Here is a 22,885-nt window from a genome sequence, read left to right as displayed (position 1 = left end):
AAGGAGGCGGATGAACGTGACGCGTAAAGCGATGTATCGGATGATTCAAGCTTGTTTAATGGGGCGGACGGATTACGTGACCGAAGAGGGGATCAGCATCTATCACCGGGGGACGCACGAGACCACACATTTGTCGCCTGTACTCGATGCGTTGATCGAATGTTACTTGACCGGGACAACTCGCAGCATTCATCTGTCGCTACATACGCTCGCGGTAACCGCGGGCGTCAAACCAGATGAGGCGATGCGGGCGCTTCTGGCGTTATCCGACGTCTTCCTCGTCTCACATCATATCGAAGAGAGGCTCCTGAAGATTCGACGGATTGACATCGATGTGATGCGTACGTTATCCGTTCACATCACGTTCAGCGCCTGGTTGTCCTATCATCTCGATCTCATCCGTCATCCGGAAAGGCATCGGGTCGGTTGATGAAAACTTCAACACGCTGTCATCGATACTGAAAGAAGAGGAGCGTCATCCCTTCCGGGTCGGCGCTCCTCTTCTCATAATCAGTTAAAGTTCTTCGGTCTCCCCGATCAGAAGCGGGGTGTCCCCATGCTAGCGCCCCCGATTAAGCCGGTAGTGTGCGCGCATGTTAGAGCGTTTCGAGCTGACCGTCTCGTAGACGGAGCACCCGGTCGCACACATCAAGCATGCGCTCATCGTGGGTGATGACGATCACTCGCTTGTTCCGCTTATGCGCCGCTTCGGCGAGCCGCTCCATAACGAGGCGGCCGTTCGTATAATCGAGACTTGCTGTCGGTTCATCAGCCAACAGGAGCTTTGGGTCGTTGATGAGCGCGCGGGCCACAGCGACCCGTTGCCGTTCGCCGCCTGAGAGACGACTCGGCAACTCGTTCAATCGATGGCCGAGTCCGAAATCTGTCAACAGCTGTTTCGCGTCGCCGTCTGTGTCACTTTCCGCCTGAATGAGTGCAAGTTGTTCAATGACCGTCAAATACGGGATGAGGTGGGCGTCTTGAAAGACGAACCCGATCTCATTGAGGCGTAACTTCCGTCTCGCTTCTTCGTTGAGTGTAAATACATCGACCGTATCGAGATAGAGTGTTCCGGCATCCGGCTGTTTCAATAGCCCGAGAATTTGCAGGAGCGTACTCTTCCCGCTACCGCTCGGTCCGACGATCCCGATGCACTCACCAGGAGAGACGGTCAAGTCGATCCCAGACAAAATCGGTTGTTCATATGCGTGGTAAATGCCAGTCAGTTTCATGTCATTCGACCTCCTAAGGCGTCAGCTGCGTCGAGCCGGCGTAGTGTTTGTAGTGGCAAGATCGTCCCAAGGAGCGAGATGAGGACGAAGAGTGCGCTAAAGAGCATCACGTTCGCAAGCTCAAATTGAAATGGAATCGCTTCTGGGACGATACGTGTCGACAGCCATGTGATCAGTGACGCGACGCCGCTCGCGAAGACGACGGTGACGAACACTTGGCTGACGAGCGCTGTGCCGATCGAACGTGTCCGAATGCCGATTGCTTTTAAAATCCCGAGCTCTGGCAACTTTTGTAGCGTCACCATATAGAAGAATGCTGTCAAGATGAATGCGCCGATTACTAATAGAAAACCGCGCATCATATCGAACGTGCCTTGTTCGGCCGAATAGCCAGGAACGGACTCGATGATTTCTTGTTTCGTGTACGCGGAGAGGGACGTGTCGCCTTCTCCAAGTAAAGCAGACACGTAAGTCGGACCACCGGCCGCCTGTTGATAGGCGGCCCATGTCTCCATCGTCGTCCAGACGACCGGGGCGTGGCTGAACCGTCCATCCGTCACGCCGGCGATTGTGAAGCGATACCCACTCGTGAAATCTTCGACCGTATCTCCAACGACAAATGTCTCAAGAAAACTCGGGTCGACGAGCACTTCCCCGACGGCGAGGTCGAGTGACGGTCCAATCGACGAATTGGCCGGCAAGGCGAAAACGGTCGCATCGACTTTCGTCTCGTTCACGAACGTGAGCGGTTTGACTGCAAGGGGTGTCAAACTGTCCGTTGGCGCTTGTTCGATGAACGATCGCGTCAATTGACCTTCCGCGTCAGCGGACAAGTGAAACGTGTCTGTATCAAGTTCACGTACGGTCGCACCGTTATCATAAGCGAGCCCATCGGCGAGTCCGGTGATCAGCGTCGTCAACAAGACGATGAGCAGCGTGATCACAAAAATGAGCGAGAACCTCCGTTTTTGACGCCACATTTCTTTCAGTCCTAACTCCATAAAAAAACCTCCTTCATGTCGATGAAGGAAGCATAGCTGACGAACATGAACGGAATATGAACAAACCTAGAAGCGAACGATAAAGACGCTGCCACGCCCGAGCTCTGAAGTGACGAGGAGCTCCCCGCCGTGCAAGCGGACGATGTCATTCGAGATCGCGAGCCCGAGTCCGGTGCCGCGACTCGTCCGTGACAGATCGGCTTTATAGAAGCGTTCGAACAAGCGAGCCTTTGTCACATCGTCCATGCCGACACCTTCGTCTTGAATCGAGACGGTCGGACGTATCTCCTTATAGGCCCGAATCGTGATCATCCCGCCCTCATGTGAGGCATGAATCGCATTGGACAACAAGTTGGACCAAACTTGCGACAACAAGACGGGGTCGCCCGTGACGACGAGCGACGCATCGAGATCCGTCGTGACAGCGACTCCTTTTTGATCGAGTTCGAACGCGTGCATGCGAATCACGTCTTCGATGGAGCGGCCAATCGCGACCTCGGTCTGGAGAGACACGTTGGCCTCATCTAGACGGGCGAGCATCAACAGCTGTTTGGTCAACCCTGACAGACGTTCCGTCTCATTCCGGATGATCGTCGCATATTCTTTCGCCTCGCCTGTCGACTGATCGGCCAGAATACTCGCGTAGCCCGAGAGCGAAGTGAGCGGTGATTGGAATTCGTGCGATACGTTCGAGACGAACCGTCGCCGTTCACCTTCTGACTTTTCGAGTGAATCGACCATGAGGGCGAAACGACGTGCGAGCGTACCGATCTCATCATGACGATTGAGCGGGAGCGAACTCGGGCGCTCTCCGGAGGCGACAGAGCTCGTCGCAGCCGTGAGGATTTTAAGCGGCCGGACGAGCAGCGTGGTCGCCAAGGCGATCAAAATGAAAGCCGAAGCGGTCAGAACGGCGAAAAATAGTCCGACGAACAGATGAAGCTCACGAATTTGGGCACTCAAGTCCGGACGCAGGAAGACGGCATCATCCCCGTCAGCCCCTGCGACGTTGAAGCCGTACGTATTGATCACCTCGTTATCGAACAGACCGAGCAAAAACAAGTGGAACGGGTAATCGCGCATCCCTTCATAGGCGATGCCCGAGCGGACCGCATCGATCGTTTCGTCATCGATCGTCTCGTCCCGGAACGCTCCACCGTAACGCATGATGCGATCGTCAGGTTTGACGACGAACAGTTGGTAGCCGCTTTGAGCGAGCAACGAATAAAATGCGGTCTCGTCCTGATCGGTATGATTGTCAAAGTAGCCGCGCGCGGAACTTGCCATCTGTTCAGTCTTCGCACTATACGATGGCTGCCACCACGTGTAGTAGGCGACGTTACTGACGAGCAGGGCGATGGCACCCGACAAGAGTAAAATCATGAACACGGTCACGACGATTCTCGAATAGAGCGATCTCATGGCCTCACCTCGAGCGTGTAGCCGATGCCCCGGACAGTTCGGATTATGACCGTCTCATCGGGGAGGCGGCTGCGGAGCCGTTTGATGTGGACATCGATCGTCCGGTCGTCACCGTCAAACTCTAACCCCCATACGTTCTCGATCAGCTCGTCGCGACTGAACACGCGTCCCGGAAAGGCCGCGAGCTGATACAATAGCTCAAATTCACGTTTTGGCAGGTGAATCGTCTCTTGATTGAAGGTGAGGCGATATTCCCGGAGATTTAACGTGAGCGGCCCGGCCTTGATCAATGAGGCGGCGACTTTTTCATACCGTTTGGCCACGGCTTGAAGCCGGAATAATAGTTCTTCCGGAATGAACGGTTTTGTCATGTAGTCATCGGCGCCATGCTCGAACCCGCTCCGTTTGTCTTCCCATTCCCCGAGCGCCGTCAGCAAAATGACGGGGATGTCCACGAGTTCCTTCAAACGATGACACAACTGTCGCCCGTCCATCCCGGGCAACATGATGTCAATGACAGCGGCGTCGGCCGGGTTCGATAAAAATAATTGCTCAGCCACGTGTCCGTCCATGGCGACCGACACGTGATGCCCGGCCTGCCGCAGCGTCCCCTCAATGAGGCGCAAGATGGCCGGGTCGTCTTCTACGATCAATACGTGCATATCCCTCTTCCTTTCCATATGGCGACCACGGTGAAAACAGGTGGCCTCGGGTAATCCGAAGCCACCTGTCCAAATACGGTCACGTCGCTTTCGTCAATTCGGCGTGAAGTGATCGCAGCGCCCGTAAAAAGGCGTCTTTAAAGTATTTGTCTTCTTTGACTTCGAGAGTCTCGACGGCGGCCGCGTCACCAGCGCTTGCTTTGACGAGCAAGTTGACGACCGTATTCCAGCGTTTCACATGTTCCGGTCGAGGATGGTTCAACGCTTGGGTCAGTGTGAACCAATACGGCTGGTCGCGTCGTTGTAGCGTGGCGATCATTTGTTTGGCCGTCTTCGCTTCGTCTTCGGTCGGCAGGGTCGCCGTATCAAACCAGCCGAGCAGTCCCGCGCTCATCGCCTCGAACTGGACCGACATGTCGGCGTCAATCGGTTCGCGCCCGAACTCGGAAATATTGACGAAAACGAGCCGGTCTTTGCGGTCGAGATGAGTGATCCAGCCTTTGACGGATTTAAGTTTGTCTTTTTCTTTCGACTGGGCTTTGATCGTGTACCCGTTCAATTTACCGATATAGATGCGGAATTGCCCGCGGTCGAGTTGTTTGTCGACCTTGAATTCGACATCTTGTCCGATCGTGAACGGCGAGTTTTGCTTGTTTAACGTCTCACCTTTCTTCAATTCCGGACGTCTGACGATGTAACGGAGCGCTTCCTGCTCGGTCCGGTCGTCGAGCGTCCATAGGTTATGAGGCGTAACATTTTTAAAGCGATGGCGGCGTACGAAAATGTACTGGTCGAGCGCCTCGACGGCGTCCGCGGCAGGACGTTTTCCGGACAAGTAGTCGTCTGCGATGTCGCGAAGCGTCAGCGACTCGAGTCGGTCGATATGTCCGGCGTACGGGACGCTACCGACGACAAACAGGGCGGTAGCGATCAATTCGCTTTCACGAGGGGTCAAAGGGCGTTTGGCCATGGTGCACTTCCTCTCTTGATTCATATCTTTAGTATAACAAAAACAGATTTCATCATGTTGTGCGAATCGAGCCGTTGGAAAATTTGTACAGGTATACAGGATTTCGGCATTTTATTCCGAATAGTTGTTAACATAGACGGATCAGTGGAGATTGAGATGAGGTGAAGAGATGAAGCTGTCGATTGAGTCTGGGGATTATGTCGTGTTGATCGAGATCAATAAAGAAGTGTTGAAATGTACGTCGCTTGAACAAGCCGATTATGTGGACCGGGATCGCTATGAATTGGTCGGACGGATGAGTGAAAGGCTCCCGGCTGAAGTGATCGTCCCTTCGATCATCGACTATATCCGCTTTGGAAGTGGCTATATCGGTGACAATATCGTCTGGAATAAAGAGACGGAGTCATTCTTCTGTCAACAGTTTGAAACGATTGACGGTTCGCCGCTCGGTGAAGATTTAGATGGTTTTACACCGGACCCTTACCGGACGGAGTTGGCCCGGTATTATACGTACTTGACGATCGGTAAAATTATCGATTTTGAGATGGAACATCCTGATGAGCCGGACTACTGGTAAACCGTCAGAAAAATGTCACAACCTTTTTTTAAGAAAAAAGGGAAATCCGTCGTGAAATTTGAGATAATGGGTAAATCTTAGGAAGTTTGGAATGGAGCGTAAGGCGATGAAAAAAATTCTTCTACTGACGGCTTTGACGTTACTCGTGCCTTCGACTGCCGGGGCGTCTAAGCCGGTGTTGTTAGAGAAGCATGGGTACGTTGTGACAGAGCCGCGGGTCGGGAACCAATATTACATCAAGCAGACCGGTACTGATTTAGCGTGGAACACGACCCGTGGGGCATCAGACATTGTTGTCGCCTTGATCGATTCATCTGCAGACCGGAGCCATAAAGAGCTCTATAACGTACCACGAGTCGTCAATTCGATTAAAGGGCCATACAGTGTCGACTACCACGGCACGCACACGGCCGGAATCATGTCGGGGCTGCACAATAAATTTGGGATGGCCGGTCTCGCACCGAACGTCCGCTATCATTTCTATAACGTCTTCTACGGGAAGAACTCAGAGTTCACGGATTCGTGGACGGTCGCCAAAGCCGTCGACACGGCCGTTGCCAAAGGTGCGAACATCATCAATTTGTCACTCGGGGGACAGGATTATGATAAAGTGCTCGCCGACTCGATCCGCCGGGCCCGGGCGAAAGGTGTCGTCATCGTCGCCTCGTCTGGAAATGACGGCGCGAAGACTTCTTTCCCCGCCAATATGAAAGAAGTCATCGCCGTCGGAGCGGTCGATGCGAATCGCCGTGTCGCCTCGTTCAGCAACATGGATAGCCAAGTGAAAATCGTCGCACCGGGCGTGAACATTTTATCGCTCGGCGTCAAGAACAGTTTTATCTACATGGATGGGACATCGATGGCGGCGCCGATGGTCTCGTCTGGGCTTGCGCTCGTCAAGTCGGTCAATCCGTTTTTGACACCGGCTGAGATCGAGGGACTGCTTCAAAAAATGCCTCGCGTCAGCGGGAAGACGTACACCGAACTGAATACGAAGCGGTTGCTTGACGCGACGCCGCGTCCGATCACGATCACGTCACCAGCGACGTTGCGGAATCGTTATGTGACGGAGGCGAAGTTGGCGCTTTCGAACAAACCGAACTTGAAGACGTCTTATTATCTCTATCAGGGAACGCGCAAAGTGAAGACGCTGACCGCAAAAAATCCGGCGTTTACCATGTTCGCCGGTGGGGACTGGCTCCCGAGCGGGCAGTACCGTCTGACCGCGGTCGTGACGGACGGGAAATTTAAACGTTCGACGAGCCGTTCGTTCAAGTATGTGAACCCGGTCAAACCGTCCGTGGCGATCAAAGTGGCTGATGCGCAGACGTTCGAACTGACGACGACGCGCAAAGGGACCGTCACCGTGCTCGATAAAGACAATCAAGTCGTCTATGAGGCACTGCATGTACCAGGAACGTTTCCGGTTCGTAAAAGTACCACTGAAGGCCTTACCGTTCTCTTGAAACCGACCGACATCTCGGAAAAAGTCGTCTCGACGAAGTATGCCCCGGCATTACCTGTCGTCGAAGAAACAACGGACACGACGGAAGCAACATAAAAAAACGCCCGCATCTCCGACAGACGAGTCGAAAGATGCGGGCGTTTTTCATTCAATCCATTATTGGTCGATCGTGATGGCTTCACCGCTCCAGCGGATATTCGCTTCTAAGACGTTGCCGTTGTCGTCGATGTGTTCAAAACTTAGCTTCCCGTCGATGATGATTTCACATAGACCGACGCGAACGGCGTCGCTCCAAACGCGTCGCGTCTGTTTCGACGCGTCGAATAAAGGAATCGATTCAGGAAAACGTTCCTGTAAATGGGCCAAGTTATGGTGATCGAAGTGATAAGCGCGTTTAGACAATTCATTCGGTCCTTTAATGTCAAACGGCTCAAATCCTCGGACGAGTCGATTTTTACGGTAGAAGGCGAATACGCCGTTGTTCGGGTGGAGCGCTTTAATGTCATCGATCTCGATCACATAGGTCAGTCGTTGGATCCAACCTTTTTTTGCATCTTGACGCATCAAAATCCCTCCTTGTTCAATGGAACACGCCTTATTTTAGCGCTGACGCCAATGAAAATCAAGTTCGGTTTCTTAGTTGTCATCTTTGGCAATATCCGCTACAATGATTAAGTGACTATGAAGTCTGGACAATCGCGGGACGCAAGTCTTGAGGAAAGTCCATGCTCGCACAGCCTGTGATGGCTGTAGTGATCGTGCTACACGAAAAGATAAGTGTAGGCAACGCAAGTTGACGGCAGAAGAAGCACCTAAGTCCTCGGATACGGTGCAAGCTTCTTGAAAGTGCCACAGTGACGGAGTCTGTTCGGAAACGTTCAGAGTGGAACGAGGTAAACCCCACGAGCGAGAAACCCAAACTATGGTAGGGGAACTTCCTGACTGGAATCGAACGGGACGGAAGGCGCCAAGCGGCGCAGATAGATGATTGTCACTCCATCGTGCCAGGGAAACCGCTATGAGCACCGGAGTACAGAACATGGCTTACAGGGCAGCATAGTCTCAACTTACATTGACAAGGAGTTCAAGCAATCTTACTTGAGCTCCTTTTTACTTGACCATTTTACGCTTAACAATTACGAATTAGGAAAGTAGGGATCATATGGCAAAACGAAAACTGATCGCAACTGCAGCGATGGGCATCGAGGCGCTCGTTGCTAAAGAAGTACGTGACCTCGGTTACACGTGTGAAATCGAGAATGGACGCGTCTACATCGACGCCGAGATGGAGGATATTCCCCGTTTGAACATTTGGCTCAGAACGGCGGACCGCGTCAAACTTGTCGTCGCCGAGTTCAAGGCGACGACGTTCACGGAACTATTCGACGGTGTCGTCGACTTGCCTTGGACGGAGCTAATGCCGTGGGACGCCCGTTTCACCGTCGACGGACGTTCGGTCAAGTCGCAACTGTTCTCGATCCGCGACTGCCAAAAAATCACCGAGAAAGCGATCGTCGATGCGATGCAACGCGGCTACAACAAACCGGATGAATGGCTTCCGAAGACGGGTGCAGTCTATCCAATTGAAGTCGCGCTCCTGAAAGACGTGGCGACAATCACGATCGACACGTCGGGTGACGCGCTTCACCGTCGCGGCTACCGCGAGTTGCATTCGCAGGCACCGCTCAAAGAAACGATGGCCGCAGCGATGATCAAGCTGACGAACTGGAAGCCGGACATGCCGTTCTATGACGTGTTCACAGGCTCTGGGACGCTCGCGATCGAGGCCGCGCTCATCGGTCGCAATATCGCACCGGGATTAAACCGTGAATTCTGTTCGCAAGATTGGCCATGTGTACCGAAGAAAGCTTGGTACGAGGCAATCAATGAAGCGAACGAAAAAGCCGAGTGGGACAAGCCGCTCAAGATTTACGGCATCGACCTCGACCCGCGCATGGTCAAACTCGCAAAAGACAACGCCGACCTCGCCGACGTCCGTGACGCGATCACGTTCGTCCACACCGATGCGGCGGCGCTCAAGCCTACCGAGGATTACGGAATCATCATCGGTAACCCGCCTTACGGTGAGCGGTTGCAGACGGAAGACGAGATCATTGAACTGTACGAGCGGATCGGGCAACAATATGCCAAATATCCGGGCTATAGCGTCTATATGTTGACGAGTTACGAAGACTTCGAGAAAGCCTACGGCCGCCCGGCGACGAAGCGCCGCAAGCTGTATAACGGGAATATCGAGACGCAGTACTACCAGTTCTTCGGCAAACGTCCGCCGAGACGTTCAGTCGAGACGACTTCAGAAGGTAAGTAAGTCGTCATTGCTCGTAGATACAAAGAAACGCTTCTAGAGCGACTTCAGACCGTAGACACATGTCTATGGTCTTTTTTCTGTTCGGACGACAAAAACGCTTCTTATTCTTTAGAAAACGTTAAATAGGCGCCTAGCAATGTCAGTCCGAGAAGTAAAAACAAAAACCAAGGCGACATGTTTCCACCCCATGCAAGCGATCCTTCTTGTGTTGCTACGTAAGATGCAGCCTGTAAGACAGAATCAGCTAATTCATTCAATTGAAAGATTAACATGCCAAACAAAATTGTTTGCGTAATGATCAGCAAACCCACCAAGCGTTTCATATTTGAACCTCCTAAACTATATGTATGCCGTACTGACAGCAATAACTCCTAATAAGGCGGGGTTAAAAATTTGAAAATTTGTGTTCCATCCCGATTCACCATCATTCAAGAGAAACGTGAAACATTCGACTGCATATCTTATTCAACAAAAAGAAACGCTCTTCCTTTAACTAGAAAGAGCGTCGTCACGTATACTGTGAAATCGTCGTACAAAAAGTTGACTCACGCGGGGAGGTTACGTGTTATTCGCCGACCATTCCATCCCCATCATTATCCCGCATGTGCGGGTAGAGCCAGTGGTCGCTCGTGATCGGCATGCTGAAGCCGGCGTCTTTCGCTTCCTGGATCGTCACTTGCCCGTTCCCGTTTGCATCGACGCTTGATACGTCGCCAGCAGGCTCTGCAGCAGGAGCGGGAGCAGCCTCCGGTTCTGGTTCACTTTCGGTCAATCCGAGCCCGTCGTTCACCTCGTCCGGATTCACATTGTCAAACTTGTCGACGATGACGTTGCCTTTCAACGTGTACGTGTATTGATAGCTCGACGGGATTTGCGTCTCGGTATCCGGATACGTGATGATGGCCTCGAAATCGGTCGCCCCGCCCGCACTACGAATCACACTTTCCATATAAGCCTGGTCCCCGTGCCGATTGAGCGTGCTGTCTTGCGGGGTGATATTGAAGGCGTTAGAGACGCCCCCGAGCGAATCGGCGATGACATGTCCTTCATCTAGCTTGCTATGTTCGACGCCTGGGACTTTCGCCTCGTCCCAGTAGTAGCGTCCTGACGAGTTGACGTCCTCGTTCTCATCATCTTGTAGAATGATCTCGTCAGCTGTCACTTTCACGAGTTGCCCATGATCGTTCGTGAACGCCCAATACTCACGGTCTCCGAAACCGACGTCGACGACAACATTCGCCTCGCGATGTCCGGACAGATCACCACCGTCGACTTCGACACGTTCATAACCAGAGAAGCGATCGCTAGTCGGTTGTTGTTCCTCCGCTTCCGTCTCGACAGCGGATTCTTCTTGTGAATCGACCACTTCGACAGATTCCTCTGTTGAATCGGGTACATCGGACGATTCCTCTTGCGAATCGGTCACTTCAGTCGTATCATCGATAGGGGATGACACTTCTTCGGTGCTACATCCGGCCAGTAGAAACATCGCCAGAGGTAAGGCTAAATAAGTAAATCGTGCTTTCATTTAAAAACTCCTTTAATCACTTGGTACATACTTGTTCATTCTAGGAATCTTTGAATGATTATACAAGGCTTATGATTGGAAATTGTAGGATTTCTGAATATATATAACTTGAACGATTTGACTTGATCTGCTTGAAGCGTTTCAATCGTTCAGTTACAGGTTATACATACGTATACATAGTGGAGAGGAGACGTGCCATGCAGTCGTACACCATCGAATATGCGTTTCAAGACAAGGAGCAGACGACACGAACGTGTGAAGTCGAGCTTGATCGAACGCCGGACTTGAACGATAACGAGCAACTCGCTGATCTTTATCAAATCGTATCGGATGCGATTCGTAAGCCGATCACGAGTTTTGAAATTTTAGCGGTCTATTAAATGAACCATCGACCCCGGGCCGACGCTTTGGGGTTTTGTTCAGTCAATCGAAAGAGGAGTGATGTTGAAATGAAATTAGTCGTTGTTGGTTTAGGTGATGTTGCCAAGAAAGCGTACTTACCGGTCTATGCCGGGTTAGACGGGGTGGACGTTTACCTTGTCTCGCGGGATCAGGGGAAAGCGGAACAACTCGTCTGTCAATATCGATTCAGCGGTCACTTCAGAACGCTTGAGGACGTCCCGCTCGGTGAGATGGATGCGGTGTTGATCCATTCGACGACGTCAGCGCATGCCGGACAAGCCGAGTACGTCCTCCGTCAAGGTGTCCACGTCTTCATTGATAAACCGGTCACGTTCACGCTCGAGGAGACCGAACGTCTCGTCCGGCTCGCAAACGAGCACGAGGTCGAACTCGTCACCGGCTTCAACCGTCGTTTTGCGACGGCGACGGCGGCGCTCAAAGAAGTCGAGAACCCGAACCTCGTCTTGATCCAAAAGAATCGTACATATCAACCGGCGACGCTGCGTGAGTTCATCATCGAGGACTTCGTCCACGTCGTCGACACGCTCCGTTACTTGACCGGTCTCAATCCGGTCGAGGACTTGTCTGTTCGGACGCGTTATGAAGGGGATACGCTCAAGCAGCTCCAAATCAATTTCACGGCCGGCGGCGTCGAGGCGGTCGGCATCATGAACCGGGACAACGGCTGCACCGAAGAAGTGATGGAAGTGATGTCACCGGGTCTAAAACGCGTCTCTCGAGACGTCGAGCGCGTCTACGACTTTATGCCCGACGGCATGCTCGAGCGCGCCTTGAGCCCGTGGGAGTCGAATTTGACACGGCGCGGCTTTACGACGATGATCGACGCGTTTCTCAAACTGTTGAACGGGGAGCCGAACGGTTGTGTTCGCGCCGAGGACAGCTTGACGACCCATGCCCTTTGTGAACAAATACTGGACGCGGCAACACGGTGACGGAATCGTTTTTGGCGGGGCTAGACCGGGTAAGAACTCCATAAAAGGAGGGGATGCGCAGTGGATGTCCGCGAATTGGTCATGCAAGCGAACGACCTGTTATGGACGTACGTTCTTATTTTTGTATTGATTGCCGGTGGGATTTTCTTCACGATCCGGATGGGATTCGTGCAGTTTAGAATGTTGCCGGAAATGTTCAAGTTATTGTTTGTCAAAGGAATCAAACACGAGAAAGGGCAAGTGTCTTCGTTCCAGGCGTTCGCCATCGGGACGGCGGCACGGGTCGGTACCGGGAATATCGCCGGCGTCTCGACCGCGATCGCGCTCGGGGGACCTGGGGCCGTGTTTTGGATGTGGCTCATCGCCTTGATCGGCTCGGCCTCGGCTTTCGTTGAGAGCACGCTCGCCCAAGTGTACAAAGTGCATGACGGCAAGGCGTGGCGCGGCGGACCGGCCTATTACATCGAGCGGGCGCTCGGTCAACGTTGGCTCGGGATCGTCTTTGCGATTCTCATCACGTTCGCGTTTGGCTTTGCCTTTAACTCCGTGCAGGCGAACACGATCGCGCTTTCTGTCAATAACGTCTTCGCCATCGATACGGTCTGGGTTGGTGTTATCTTGGCCGTTGCGACGGGGATCGTCATCTTCGGCGGGATCCGGTCGATCTCGACGTTGTCCGGGATCATCGTCCCGATCATGGCGGGTGGATATATCTTGCTAGCGCTCTGGGTCGTGCTGACGAATCTCGACGTCGTTCCGGCCGTGTTCTCGGCCATCTTCTCAGAAGGTGTGCTCGGATTCCAAGAATTGTTCGGCGGGGCCGTCGGAGCGATGGTGCTTCAAGGCATACGGCGCGGCTTGTTCTCGAACGAGGCGGGGATGGGGTCGGCGCCGAACGCCGCCGCGACCGCCGAGGTCAGCCACCCGGTGAAGCAAGGGTTGATCCAATCGCTCAGTGTCTTCGTCGATACGCTGTTCATCTGTACGGCGACCGCGATGATCGTCTTGATCTCCGGGGGTTCCCGGTTCTGAAGACTTCCAAGGCATCGAGCTCGCGCAAGAGGCGCTACTGACGGAGATCGGACCGGTCGCGACGACGCTCATGACGATCGCCATCCTGTTGTTCGCCTTCAGCTCGATTTTAGCGAACTATTACTACGGAGAGACGAACATCGAGTTCATCTCGGAACGGAAAGTGTATATCGTCATCTATCGCATCGCCGTGCTAGGGATGATCATGTTCGGTTCGGTCCGTTCGGCCGGTCTCGTCTGGTCGATCGCCGACATCTTCATGGGGTTGATGGCGCTCGTCAACATGTACGCCATCTTCCGTCTCAGCAAAGTTGCGAAGTTGTTGCTCGACGATTACGTCGCCCAAAAACGGTCCGGACGGGATCCGGTGTTCTCGCGCGATGACGTCGACCTGCCGGGCAAGGAACATCTCGAGGCGTGGGAATCGAAGCAAGAACACATCAGTTAAGGACGAGGCAAGAATAGGCAACGACTGTCGTATTCTTGCCTTTCAAGCAACAATATTATTATTTCACATACCGTATTTATAAAAAAATAAATTAAGAAAAGAGTAGACAGCATGATACAGACGTTTAAAGTTTTATTCAAGCGCTTTTTTGCCGAACGTTTTTTCGACCAAGCCGCGATGTTGGCTTATTATTTCATCTTGTCGACGTTTCCGTTCTTACTGTTCGTCCTCGGCATTGTTGGATGGCTCCCGTTCACGAGCGGTGACGTCATCTCGGCGCTATCCCTAGTCATGCCGGAAGCGAGCTATCGACTGCTAGAAGGGAACATCGAGGCGATATTTGACGACTCGAGGCTACGTCTGGCGTCGCTCAGCATTTTGCCGGCGCTATGGATTTCGTCGATGGCGGTCCAGTCGCTCGTCCGGTCATTGAATGATGCGTATCGGCTCGTCCGTAACAAGTCGTTCTTCAGAGGGGCTCTCCAGGACATCGCCGTCACGCTTGCACTTATGTTCGTTCTGCCGTTCTCATTGGTCATCCCTGTGGCCGAGACCGCGCTGCGCGAACTGTCGACACGGATCATCTTTGTCGACGACATCGTCGCGGGATATGCACAAATATGGTTTTACTTCCGCTGGGTCGTCGGGACGCTCGTCATGTTTGGTGTCTTCCTGCTCGTCTACAAATGGCTGCCGAGCCATCGCGGGACGTTCCGTGACAGTTGGGCTGGAGCAACACTCGCTACTATCGGCATATTGACAGTTTCCAACGTCTTCAGCTACTATTCTCAATATGCCAACTACGAACAGTTTTACGGTCAGCTGGGTGCGTTTATTATCTTGTTGGTTTGGTTTTATTTGGCGGCTTCCGTCATCCTCCTTGGAGGGCTATTGAACGCGACGCTCATTGAACGAAAAGAAATTTCCGATTGACCTGCAAATGCTTGTTATCATTCAACAATTGAGGGAATGATACCGTTAAGACACATCTTTTAATCGGAGGTGGGAAACATGGATATGCAACGGCTCGTACACAATCGTCGTTTCATCGATCAAACATTGTTTTACCTCGCCTTACAATTATGGAAGTGGGTCATGTTATTACCGGTACTCTTTTATTTGGACATCTCAATGAGCACCGCTCCATTTTCGCAATACTTGATGGTCAGCATCCTGCTGTACGTCACGTTTCGTGTCATCCAATACGTGGTCGCCAGCCGGGCTTCCTTGATGGAGCTGTTAGAATTTGGCTATGCGGTCTTGTCGCTCGTGCTCGTTCTGTTTTTACTGATTGAGCTCTCCGCTTCTCCTGGTGCCATCGCTTTGATCGTCGGAGTGTTCTTGGTCCACCCGTCGTTGGCACTGCACCACTATCGTGACTTCACGGAACGGAAGTGGTTGAACAAGCAGTTCCAACTGTTCAGCCCGATGCTGCGGGAAGGTGAGATCCCCGTTCACGTGCTCGTCTTGACCGAAGATGAGATCGTGATCACGGCCGAGAGCGGTAAGGAGTTCACGTATCGACATATTTACTGGGGTGGCTTCTATTTCGAAAACGTCTCATGAAGGTGGTAAGGTGATTGAATAATATAATTGTTATCGTGTTTTGGGTTGTCACGTTCGTCGCTTTTTTTAAAGGGGCTTACGACATGTGGCGGGAGTATCGTGCCACGAAACAGAAATCGGTGCTCTACTTCCTGCTCGTCTTGATCCTCACTTGGTTTTGGTTCAATCCGTATGAATTGACCGCGCTTCATCCGTTCGTCTTAATGGCGTATTATTGGAACCGAAATCGATGGATGAGAAATGCCATGCTCGCACTCGTTCTCATCACGTTCTTCCTCCAACTTTGGGTGATGGCGGGGACGATGTACTAAAGAAGTACAACCAACAAATAAACGCTCGACCCGTGAATTGGGTCGAGCGTTTTGTATGACTTAATCTTTTCTAGCGGCAGCAAGTTCTGTTTCCATTTCACTGAACTCACGGTTGATCCGTTTTTGTTCGCGTTGGCTCGTGAACGTGCTGACGAGAACGATGGCAAGCATACTCAAGAAGAAGCCTGGCACCATCTCATAGATGACGCTCGAGAGTCCCGTGATGATCCAAAGGATGACCGTGATGGCACCGACGAGAATACCGGCGAGTGCGCCTTGGCGCGTCATCTTCGTCCAATAGAGCGACAAGAGGATCGTTGGACCGAAGGCCGAGCCGAATCCGGCCCAAGCATAACCGACGAGCGTCAAGATCGTGTTCGATGGGCTGAGCGAAATGAGTGTCGCCACGACACCGACCGTCAATACGCCGATTCGACCGGCGAGTACCATCGTTTTATCGCTTGCATCTTTGTTGAAGAACTTACGATAGAAGTCTTCAGTCAACGCCGACGACGTGACGAGCAATTGCGACGATACAGTCGACATGACGGCTGCGAGGATCGCTGCGAGCAAGAATCCGGTGATGAACGGGTGGAACAAGACGTCAGAGAAACGGATGAACACCGTCTCCGGGTCTGCTAGCGGATTGCCTTGACCACGGAAGTAGGCGATACCGACGAGGCCGGTCATGACCGCACCGATGATCGAGACGGTCATCCAGCCCATACCGATCCGACGTGCCGCTTTCAATGATTTCACATCTCTGATCGCCATAAAGCGAACGATGATGTGCGGTTGACCGAAGTAACCGAGTCCCCAAGCGAGGAGACCGATGATCCCTAGCGTTGTCGTCCCTTTAAACAAGTCGAACAGGTCGGTGTTGATCGCTGTCGCTGTGTTGACGGCGTTCGACATCCCACCGACGTCTGTCAAAGCGACGACCGGTACGAGTACGAGTGCGATGAACATGATAATTCCTTGTGCGAAGTCTGTCCAACTAACAGCAGTGAACCCACCGAAGAGCGTGTAAAGAATGACGACGCTGATCGTGGCGATGACACCAGTCTGATAGTTGATCCCGAACGAGCTTTCAAACAACTTCCCGCCGGACACAAGTCCAGCTGACGTATAGAACGTGAAGAAGATGATGATAACGGACGCTGACAGGATCCGTAGCCAGTTCGAGTGATCTCGGAACCGATTCTCTAAAAAGTCAGGAATCGTGATCGAGTCATTTGCCATCTCCGTGAAGACACGTAGACGGGGAGCGACTAACAAGTAGTTCAAGTAAGCTCCGATGACCAATCCAACGGCTAACCAAATCGCTGATAATCCTGTGGCATACATTGCCCCCGGAAGACCCATTAACATCCAACCACTCATATCCGAAGCTCCGGCTGACATGGCGGTAACACCCGGCCCCATTTTGCGGCCGCCTAACATATAATCTGATGAGTCGGTCGTTCGCTTATAAGCGACGTAACCGATCGTTAGCATCATCACGAGGTAAAGCGCGATGGATACCCATTCTTGCCATAACATTTGATTACCTCCTGTACGCTTTCAATGTTGTTCAACAGTTTTGGTTTGAAATGTGGGAAGTCTCCCATAAAGATGACGAACCCAACTGATTTTACGAACTTGTCACTAACCTTAACGGACCTTCAGAATGATTGCAAACTGTCATCTTTTCATAAAAACGGCTCTAAAGCCTATTATACCAACGGATAAACAGGCTATTTTTCACCCTAAAAGTTTAAATATTGTGACAATTAGAAATATTGAGGCAACGCCTCTGTAATCTCCTTGTAACATAAGTGACTGTTTTAAGACGAATATGCCATAAAGAAGACCTGAACCGATCAGTTCAGGTCTTCTTTATATGTAACGTTTATTCAGCCTGACGTCCGAATGCGAGTTGTTCGACGAGCCGCATCGTCGGGAACGTCTGTCCGGAACGTGCCTGCATCGTCACGAGCGCGTACTGCTTGCCTTCATGCTCCATCAAAAACACCATCGTGTAGCCCGATTCGTCGGTATAACCGGTCTTCGTCGCCTTGACGAGGTCCGAGTAGTGGATGCTGCGGCTGTTGATCGCCGACCCGAGGTGATACCACCACCGTCGCTTCATCAATCCATCTTTGTCTTCGAACTTCGCCTCGTATTCATATGTTCCGGCGATTTCGACGAGTTCGGGATACGTCCCGAACGCATAAGTGATTTTAGCCATGTCGCGTGCCGTCGTATAGTGGTCGGGGTCCGAATAGCCGTGGGCATTTTTGAAGTTCGTTCCAGTCAAGCCTAAGACGCGAGCCCGTTCATTCATCAGTTCAACGAATTCTGCCGTCGAGCCGCTCACATACTCCGCCAAGCTATTGGCGGCATCGTTGCCTGATTCGAGCAGTGTCGCGTAGAGCGCTTGGCGGACGGTCAGGCGGTCGCCGACGGCAAGATGGACGATGTGACTGTCCCAGGGGATGTCGAGCGTCGTTGCGAGAACCTCGACGACGGGGCGGTCCAGTTCGCCGGACACCGCCGCTTTCTCGTAGGCGAGCAATGCCGTCATCAGCTTGGTCGTACTGGCCGGGTATACACGTTCCTCCCCGTGTTTGTCCAACAAGACGACACCGTCCGTCAAATCAACGAACGTCATCGCCCCGACAAGAATCTGTTCCGGGTCGACGGTCAAGGTTGAACTTTCGGTCCATTCTTGCATCGGGATGTTCGGGAAAGTCGGTCCTTGTTTGACCGGCACTGTCACTGTCATCGGCGCCTTCGGACCAGGTTTCATCGGCGTTTCTTGTTTGAAGCCGATGAGTGTCGGAATGATGACGATCAAGCCGATGAGCATCAAACCGACGGTCAAGCGTCTCATTATATAGGTCTGTCTACGATGTCTACGGGTATGTTTCACTTTGCGATCGCTCCTTCATAGTTTACTTTTCTACCATAATGGATGCCGGGCAATGAAATCGTCTTCAAAATCGAGAAACAGGTCAATATTTATCGAGTGATGAAACAGAAGGGAATGGGTATACACATAAGCAGACACGTTCATTCCTAAAGGAGGTATCATCATGCATCGCTATCCATTCACGAATTCATTGTGGCGACAACACGATCGCACCCTACAGTATCCACGACTCGAGAGTTCCGTTTCTTGTGACATCGTCGTCATCGGGGCGGGGATCGCCGGACTCGTCACCGCCTATGAGCTTCAAAACCGGGGCAAGCAGGTCGTTCTGCTCGAAGCGACGGAAGTCGGCCGCGGCACGACCGGGCATACGACGGCCAAATGTTCCGTCCAGCATGGTGCCATCTATTCGAAATTGATGCAGACGTTCAATGAAGAGACGGCACGTCTTTACTATGAGTTCAACGATGAGGCGCTCGACTATTTAAAACGTCAAGTCGAAACCGGATTCGACATCGATTACGAAGTGAAAGATTCATATCTGTATACGATCGACAGTTCGAGTCAGCTCGCCTCCGAAATCGAGGCGTATCAAAAAATCGGGTTGAATGGCGGGGATGCGACGAACGAGGTCAACGCCGTCTTTCCATTCCCGGTACAACAAGCAGCCGTCATCCGCGACCAAGCCCAGATTCATCCGGTGAAATATTTGAACGAACTGGCACGTCGTTTTGTCGAAGCGGGCGGAAAGCTTTATGAGAAAACACGGGCGACGGAGATCAGCCAAAGCCCGCGTCCGATCGTCACAACATCGACCGGGCGCCGTGTCCAAGCCGATCAAGTCGTGGTCGCGACGCATTATCCGTTCAACGACATCCGTGGACTATACTTCTCGAAATTTGAGGTCGAACGGTCCTACATCGTCGCTTGCGAGACGAACGATCCCGTGCCGGACGGCATGTATTTGAGCGTCGATTCGGCGAGCCGCTCGTTCCGGACGTTCGATGACGGCGATCGCTCGTACGTCCTCGTCGGAGGGGAGGGACATCTGAGCGGTCATGTGACGGAGACGCGGACGCGCTACGACCGGTTGGAGCAGTTCGCGAATGAGGCGTTCCGCGCTAAAAAATCAAGTTTCCGTTGGTCGTCCCAAGACTTGATCACGTTGGACCATCTTCCTTACGTCGGTCAAATGTTCAGTCGTGAACCGGACGTCTTCGTTGCTACCGGATTCGCCAAATGGGGGATGACGAACGGGATCGCTTCCGGGCTGTTGCTCGCCGACCTGTTGACTGGTCACAAGAACCGGTTTACCGAACTGTTGGATCCGCTCCGTTCGAAGTTCAAACCGGCGGATGTCGGTCAGTTTTTGAAGACGAATATGGACACGGCTGCCCAATTCGTCAAAGGAACGCTCGAGAAGCCGGGCTCGCTCAATGACCTCCAACTCGACGAAGGTGGGGTCGTTCACGTCGATGGCAAGAAAGTCGGCGCTTATCGGGATCTCGACAACAACTGTCATCTCGTATCGACCCGTTGCACGCACATGGGTTGCAGCGTCAATTGGAACAACGCGGAGCGGTCTTGGGACTGTCCATGCCATGGATCACGATTTGACACGCAAGGGAACGTCCTTGAAGGTCCGGCGACGAAGCCGCTCCACTACGAGCAAAAAGCGGATGTGTCGAAAGAATAGGCATTTTTCGTCACATCGATTAAAGTAGAGAGGTAAGGAAACAACTGTCATAGGGGTGGGAATCAGATGGAAATTACAAAGCAATGGCGTGAACATTTCAAACAGTTACGTGCGTTCGATGAGGCGATCTCGCTACTATATTGGGACATGCGGACACAGATGCCGGAACAGTCGGCCCCGCTTCGTGCCGAGACGATCGGTTACTTGTCGACAGAGGCGTTCAAACGTCAGACGAGCGATTCGTTCGCGGAACTGCTCGCCGAGATGACAGCGACCGAAGAGTTGACACCGACCGAGGTCCGCTCGGTCGCCGTGGCGAAGACGCAATATGAACGGAACGCCAAGATCCCTCCGGCGGAGTATCAGGCCTACGTGACACTTGTCTCTGAAGCCGAGACGGCATGGGAAAAGGCGAAAGACAAGAACGATTGGGGCACATTCGCTCCGTATTTAGAAAAAATCGTCGCGTTCCAGCGTAAGTTCGCCGATTATTTCGGATATGAGACGCATCCGTACGATGCGTTGCTCTATGATTACGAACCGGGTATGACCGTCGAACAACTCGACGAATTGTTCCAGACGTTACGGGACGAGCTCGTCCCGTTGATCCGTCAATTGAAGTCGAGCAAGCATGAACTCGACTGGTCGATGGAGGCGGCGGTGCAAGAACAGATCTGTCACGATTGGATGCGGGTCGTCGATTATGACTTGTCCCGCGGTCGTCTCGACGCGACCGTGCATCCGTTCGAGATCACGATCAACCGCCGCGACGTGCGGATCACGACGAAGTATGATGAGTCGGACTTCCGCAACGCCCTATTCGGGACGATGCACGAGGCGGGCCACGCGACGTACGAGCAACAGATCGACGAGGCGCTCGACGAGATCGGACTCGGGGGAGGGGCATCGATGGGTATCCACGAGTCACAGTCGCTCTTCTTTGAAAACTTCGTCGGGCGCAGCGAGGCGTTTTTACGTAGCGTCTATCCACGGCTACAAGAACGACATCCGGCGTTTCAAGATATCGACTTCGATACGTTCTATGCGGGCGTGAACGAGGCGAAGCCATCGCTCATCCGGATCGAGGCGGATGAACTGACGTATAGCCTCCATATCATCATCCGCTACGAGCTTGAGAAGGCACTCATCCAAGGCGATTTGACCGTCGCCGAGCTGCCGAGCGCTTGGAACGAGAAATATCGAGAGTACTTAGGCGTCGAGGTGCCGAATGATGCGAAAGGCGTATTGCAAGACGTCCATTGGGCCGGCGGGTCGTTCGGCTACTTCCCAAGCTATGCGCTCGGATTGATTTATGCGGCGCAGTTGACCGAGACGCTCAAATCGGAGCGCTCCGACTTTGAGACGTTAGTGCATGAAGGCGAGTTCGGTCCGATCAAACAGTGGCTCGAGACGAACGTCCATCGCCACGGTAAGTCGCTCACCCCGAACGAGCTGATCAAGCAAGTGACCGGAGGCGATATCTCGGTACGTCCGCTCGTCCGCTATTTGACGAAAAAATACGTCACCGGGTAAGGAGTCTTCAGATGAAGCTATTCGCGCACCGCGGGGTGATGAACCAATTCCCGGAGAACACGATGGCGGCGTTTCGCGCAGCGCTCGCCGCCCATGCCGACGGGATTGAAACGGACGTCCATTTGACGAAAGACGGTCGCCTCGTCTTGATTCACGATGAGACGATCGACCGGACGACAGACGGGTCGGGCCGTATTGCCGAGATGACGTTGTCCGAGCTCGGACGATATAACGCCGGTGTCTTATTCGACCTCGAGGAGCGCATCCCGTCACTAGACGACCTGTTAAACTTAGTAAAAGGAACGGGCGTCTGTCTCAACCTTGAAGTGAAGACCGACATCGACCGGTACGAGGGGATCGAAGACCGGCTCGTCGAGACGCTGCGAGCCCATCGATTCCCGGCCGACCGCGTCCTGTTCTCTTCCTTCAATCATGAGACGCTCTACCGGTTGAAGCGGTTAGCTCCCGAGTACGAGTTTGCCGCGCTCATCGCCCAACCGCTGTTCGACTTGGCAGGTTACTTGAACGAGCTCGGGGCGACAGGCGTGCATCCAAGTGTCCGAACGATGACCGATGACGAGATCAAGCTCATTCAACAGAACGGTGTCAAGGTCCGTCCGTACACGGTCAAGACGATCGAACAGCTGAAACGGTTCCAACGGCTCGGTGTCGATGCGGTTTTCGTCAACGATATCGAATGGGCTCGAGCACATTCAACCCCGTAACGACATGTTACGGGGTTTTTAAATTTATGGAAACGGGAAGGAAGACTATGTAAAGAAAACGGTAACAGCCAAATGTGCCGAACGGCATATTCAAAGCACACCGTCATCTTTACGCCGTC

The 22,885-nt window shown here is 52.8% G+C and carries 22 protein-coding genes, 1 other RNA gene and 1 pseudogene; 14 read left to right on the top strand and 10 right to left on the bottom strand.

The genetic code is table 11. The annotated features are described in order from the left end of the window. Positions 1-10 precede the first annotated feature (10 nt). Complete coding sequence (locus EVJ22_RS00505) at positions 11-430, top strand: hypothetical protein (RefSeq protein ID WP_071397580.1); 420 nt, start codon at positions 11-13, stop codon at positions 428-430. A 166-nt stretch (positions 431-596) separates the two neighbouring features. Here EVJ22_RS00505 and EVJ22_RS00500 read toward each other — a convergent pair whose 3' ends face one another. The 5 genes from EVJ22_RS00500 to EVJ22_RS00480 all read right to left on the bottom strand — a co-directional run bounded on the left by EVJ22_RS00500 (position 597) and on the right by EVJ22_RS00480 (position 5,287). Continuing rightward, positions 597-1,232, bottom strand: a complete 636-nt coding sequence (locus EVJ22_RS00500; RefSeq protein ID WP_071397579.1) for an ABC transporter ATP-binding protein — start codon at positions 1,230-1,232, stop codon at positions 597-599. Continuing rightward, the gene (locus tag EVJ22_RS00495) at positions 1,229-2,233 is read right to left on the bottom strand and encodes an ABC transporter permease (protein WP_071397578.1); all 1,005 of its coding nucleotides are present in this window, start codon (positions 2,231-2,233) and stop codon (positions 1,229-1,231) included. The genes EVJ22_RS00500 and EVJ22_RS00495 overlap by 4 nt, the downstream gene beginning before the upstream one ends. 66 nt (positions 2,234-2,299) lie before the next feature. After that, positions 2,300-3,655 (bottom strand): sensor histidine kinase, encoded by a 1,356-nt coding sequence (locus EVJ22_RS00490; RefSeq protein WP_071397577.1) that lies wholly within the window; start codon positions 3,653-3,655, stop codon positions 2,300-2,302. Next, positions 3,652-4,317, bottom strand: coding sequence for a response regulator transcription factor (locus EVJ22_RS00485; RefSeq protein WP_071397576.1), 666 nt, complete (start codon positions 4,315-4,317; stop codon positions 3,652-3,654). Before EVJ22_RS00485 ends, EVJ22_RS00490 begins: the two co-directional genes overlap by 4 nt. 79 nt (positions 4,318-4,396) lie before the next feature. Further along, complete coding sequence (locus EVJ22_RS00480; RefSeq protein ID WP_071397575.1) at positions 4,397-5,287, bottom strand: hypothetical protein; 891 nt, start codon at positions 5,285-5,287, stop codon at positions 4,397-4,399. 169 nt (positions 5,288-5,456) lie between these two features. Between EVJ22_RS00480 and EVJ22_RS00475 the strand changes: the two genes are divergently transcribed. Beyond that, positions 5,457-5,864 carry a hypothetical protein gene (locus EVJ22_RS00475; RefSeq protein ID WP_070327208.1) on the top strand — a complete coding sequence of 136 codons (408 nt, stop codon included), beginning with the start codon at positions 5,457-5,459 and terminating at the stop codon, positions 5,862-5,864. A gap of 106 nt (positions 5,865-5,970) precedes the next feature. Beyond that, positions 5,971-7,425 carry a S8 family peptidase gene (locus tag EVJ22_RS00470; RefSeq protein WP_233589547.1) on the top strand — a complete coding sequence of 485 codons (1,455 nt, stop codon included), beginning with the start codon at positions 5,971-5,973 and terminating at the stop codon, positions 7,423-7,425. 60 nt (positions 7,426-7,485) lie between these two features. Here EVJ22_RS00470 and EVJ22_RS00465 read toward each other — a convergent pair whose 3' ends face one another. Next, positions 7,486-7,893 carry a hypothetical protein gene (locus EVJ22_RS00465; protein ID WP_131440798.1) on the bottom strand — a complete coding sequence of 136 codons (408 nt, stop codon included), beginning with the start codon at positions 7,891-7,893 and terminating at the stop codon, positions 7,486-7,488. Positions 7,894-8,013: 120 nt separating this feature from the next. On the opposite strand from EVJ22_RS00465, the gene rnpB reads away from it, so the two are divergent. Together rnpB and EVJ22_RS00455 are read left to right on the top strand one after the other, a co-directional pair. Next, an RNA gene (rnpB, locus tag EVJ22_RS00460) (RNase P RNA component class B) lies at positions 8,014-8,381 on the top strand. 110 nt (positions 8,382-8,491) lie between these two features. Continuing rightward, positions 8,492-9,658 (top strand): THUMP domain-containing class I SAM-dependent RNA methyltransferase, encoded by a 1,167-nt coding sequence (locus EVJ22_RS00455; protein ID WP_131442865.1) that lies wholly within the window; start codon positions 8,492-8,494, stop codon positions 9,656-9,658. Positions 9,659-9,759: 101 nt separating this feature from the next. On the opposite strand, the gene EVJ22_RS00450 is transcribed toward EVJ22_RS00455, so the two are convergent. Together EVJ22_RS00450 and EVJ22_RS00445 are read right to left on the bottom strand one after the other, a co-directional pair. Then, a complete protein-coding gene (locus EVJ22_RS00450; RefSeq protein WP_131442863.1) occupies positions 9,760-9,981 on the bottom strand; it encodes a hypothetical protein in 222 nt (73 codons plus the stop codon). A 242-nt stretch (positions 9,982-10,223) separates the two neighbouring features. Continuing rightward, complete coding sequence (locus EVJ22_RS00445; RefSeq protein WP_131442861.1) at positions 10,224-11,186, bottom strand: DNA/RNA non-specific endonuclease; 963 nt, start codon at positions 11,184-11,186, stop codon at positions 10,224-10,226. Between the two features lie 197 nt (positions 11,187-11,383). Here EVJ22_RS00445 and EVJ22_RS00440 point away from each other — a divergent pair, with 197 nt between their 5' ends. The 6 genes and pseudogenes from EVJ22_RS00440 (at position 11,384) to EVJ22_RS00415 (ending at position 15,898) form a co-directional block, all read left to right on the top strand. Then, a complete protein-coding gene (locus EVJ22_RS00440; protein ID WP_071397566.1) occupies positions 11,384-11,566 on the top strand; it encodes a hypothetical protein in 183 nt (60 codons plus the stop codon). A 69-nt stretch (positions 11,567-11,635) separates the two neighbouring features. Then, complete coding sequence (locus EVJ22_RS00435) at positions 11,636-12,541, top strand: Gfo/Idh/MocA family protein (RefSeq protein ID WP_071397565.1); 906 nt, start codon at positions 11,636-11,638, stop codon at positions 12,539-12,541. Between the two features lie 81 nt (positions 12,542-12,622). Then, positions 12,623-14,021 (top strand): annotated as a pseudogene (locus EVJ22_RS00430) (alanine/glycine:cation symporter family protein). A gap of 111 nt (positions 14,022-14,132) precedes the next feature. Further along, on the top strand, positions 14,133-14,954 hold the full coding sequence (locus tag EVJ22_RS00425) for a YihY/virulence factor BrkB family protein (protein WP_071397564.1): 822 nt from the start codon (positions 14,133-14,135) through the stop codon (positions 14,952-14,954). Positions 14,955-15,032: 78 nt separating this feature from the next. Then, complete coding sequence (locus EVJ22_RS00420; protein ID WP_071397563.1) at positions 15,033-15,587, top strand: hypothetical protein; 555 nt, start codon at positions 15,033-15,035, stop codon at positions 15,585-15,587. A gap of 14 nt (positions 15,588-15,601) precedes the next feature. Further along, positions 15,602-15,898 (top strand): hypothetical protein, encoded by a 297-nt coding sequence (locus tag EVJ22_RS00415; RefSeq protein ID WP_233589546.1) that lies wholly within the window; start codon positions 15,602-15,604, stop codon positions 15,896-15,898. A 60-nt stretch (positions 15,899-15,958) separates the two neighbouring features. On the opposite strand, the gene putP is transcribed toward EVJ22_RS00415, so the two are convergent. After that, positions 15,959-17,440, bottom strand: a complete 1,482-nt coding sequence (gene putP / locus EVJ22_RS00410; protein ID WP_071397562.1) for a sodium/proline symporter PutP — start codon at positions 17,438-17,440, stop codon at positions 15,959-15,961. A gap of 349 nt (positions 17,441-17,789) precedes the next feature. Continuing rightward, positions 17,790-18,773: a D-alanyl-D-alanine carboxypeptidase family protein gene (locus tag EVJ22_RS00405; protein ID WP_071397561.1), complete on the bottom strand. Its 984-nt coding sequence runs from the start codon at positions 18,771-18,773 to the stop codon at positions 17,790-17,792. A 202-nt stretch (positions 18,774-18,975) separates the two neighbouring features. Here EVJ22_RS00405 and EVJ22_RS00400 point away from each other — a divergent pair, with 202 nt between their 5' ends. The 3 genes from EVJ22_RS00400 to EVJ22_RS00390 all read left to right on the top strand — a co-directional run bounded on the left by EVJ22_RS00400 (position 18,976) and on the right by EVJ22_RS00390 (position 22,766). Then, entirely contained in the window at positions 18,976-20,508 is a 1,533-nt protein-coding gene (locus tag EVJ22_RS00400; RefSeq protein WP_131442859.1) for an FAD-dependent oxidoreductase, read from the top strand. A gap of 66 nt (positions 20,509-20,574) precedes the next feature. After that, on the top strand, positions 20,575-22,041 hold the full coding sequence (locus tag EVJ22_RS00395) for a carboxypeptidase M32 (RefSeq protein ID WP_071397560.1): 1,467 nt from the start codon (positions 20,575-20,577) through the stop codon (positions 22,039-22,041). An 11-nt stretch (positions 22,042-22,052) separates the two neighbouring features. Continuing rightward, positions 22,053-22,766, top strand: a complete 714-nt coding sequence (locus tag EVJ22_RS00390) for a glycerophosphodiester phosphodiesterase (protein WP_071397559.1) — start codon at positions 22,053-22,055, stop codon at positions 22,764-22,766. Positions 22,767-22,885 lie beyond the last annotated feature (119 nt).

Source organism: Exiguobacterium sp. SH0S7 (genome assembly GCF_004337195.1).
Taxonomy (GTDB): Bacteria; Bacillota; Bacilli; order Exiguobacteriales; family Exiguobacteriaceae; genus Exiguobacterium; species Exiguobacterium aurantiacum_A.
Note: the sequence above shows the minus strand (reverse complement) of the source record. Positions and strands in the feature narration are given on the sequence as shown.

What these genes read in the sequence shown, in the direction of transcription:
- EVJ22_RS00505 (WP_071397580.1), top strand. Translation starts at nt 11, where the DNA reads ATGAACGTGACGCGTAAAGCGATGTATCGGATGATTCAAGCTTGTTTA.
- EVJ22_RS00500 (WP_071397579.1), bottom strand. Translation starts at nt 1,232, where the DNA reads ATGAAACTGACTGGCATTTACCACGCATATGAACAACCGATTTTGTCT.
- EVJ22_RS00495 (WP_071397578.1), bottom strand. Translation starts at nt 2,233, where the DNA reads ATGGAGTTAGGACTGAAAGAAATGTGGCGTCAAAAACGGAGGTTCTCG.
- EVJ22_RS00490 (WP_071397577.1), bottom strand. Translation starts at nt 3,655, where the DNA reads ATGAGATCGCTCTATTCGAGAATCGTCGTGACCGTGTTCATGATTTTA.
- EVJ22_RS00485 (WP_071397576.1), bottom strand. Translation starts at nt 4,317, where the DNA reads ATGCACGTATTGATCGTAGAAGACGACCCGGCCATCTTGCGCCTCATT.
- EVJ22_RS00480 (WP_071397575.1), bottom strand. Translation starts at nt 5,287, where the DNA reads ATGGCCAAACGCCCTTTGACCCCTCGTGAAAGCGAATTGATCGCTACC.
- EVJ22_RS00475 (WP_070327208.1), top strand. Translation starts at nt 5,457, where the DNA reads ATGAAGCTGTCGATTGAGTCTGGGGATTATGTCGTGTTGATCGAGATC.
- EVJ22_RS00470 (WP_233589547.1), top strand. Translation starts at nt 5,971, where the DNA reads ATGAAAAAAATTCTTCTACTGACGGCTTTGACGTTACTCGTGCCTTCG.
- EVJ22_RS00465 (WP_131440798.1), bottom strand. Translation starts at nt 7,893, where the DNA reads ATGCGTCAAGATGCAAAAAAAGGTTGGATCCAACGACTGACCTATGTG.
- EVJ22_RS00455 (WP_131442865.1), top strand. Translation starts at nt 8,492, where the DNA reads ATGGCAAAACGAAAACTGATCGCAACTGCAGCGATGGGCATCGAGGCG.
- EVJ22_RS00450 (WP_131442863.1), bottom strand. Translation starts at nt 9,981, where the DNA reads ATGAAACGCTTGGTGGGTTTGCTGATCATTACGCAAACAATTTTGTTT.
- EVJ22_RS00445 (WP_131442861.1), bottom strand. Translation starts at nt 11,186, where the DNA reads ATGAAAGCACGATTTACTTATTTAGCCTTACCTCTGGCGATGTTTCTA.
- EVJ22_RS00440 (WP_071397566.1), top strand. Translation starts at nt 11,384, where the DNA reads ATGCAGTCGTACACCATCGAATATGCGTTTCAAGACAAGGAGCAGACG.
- EVJ22_RS00435 (WP_071397565.1), top strand. Translation starts at nt 11,636, where the DNA reads ATGAAATTAGTCGTTGTTGGTTTAGGTGATGTTGCCAAGAAAGCGTAC.
- EVJ22_RS00425 (WP_071397564.1), top strand. Translation starts at nt 14,133, where the DNA reads ATGATACAGACGTTTAAAGTTTTATTCAAGCGCTTTTTTGCCGAACGT.
- EVJ22_RS00420 (WP_071397563.1), top strand. Translation starts at nt 15,033, where the DNA reads ATGGATATGCAACGGCTCGTACACAATCGTCGTTTCATCGATCAAACA.
- putP (WP_071397562.1), bottom strand. Translation starts at nt 17,440, where the DNA reads ATGTTATGGCAAGAATGGGTATCCATCGCGCTTTACCTCGTGATGATG.
- EVJ22_RS00405 (WP_071397561.1), bottom strand. Translation starts at nt 18,773, where the DNA reads ATGAGACGCTTGACCGTCGGTTTGATGCTCATCGGCTTGATCGTCATC.
- EVJ22_RS00400 (WP_131442859.1), top strand. Translation starts at nt 18,976, where the DNA reads ATGCATCGCTATCCATTCACGAATTCATTGTGGCGACAACACGATCGC.
- EVJ22_RS00395 (WP_071397560.1), top strand. Translation starts at nt 20,575, where the DNA reads ATGGAAATTACAAAGCAATGGCGTGAACATTTCAAACAGTTACGTGCG.
- EVJ22_RS00390 (WP_071397559.1), top strand. Translation starts at nt 22,053, where the DNA reads ATGAAGCTATTCGCGCACCGCGGGGTGATGAACCAATTCCCGGAGAAC.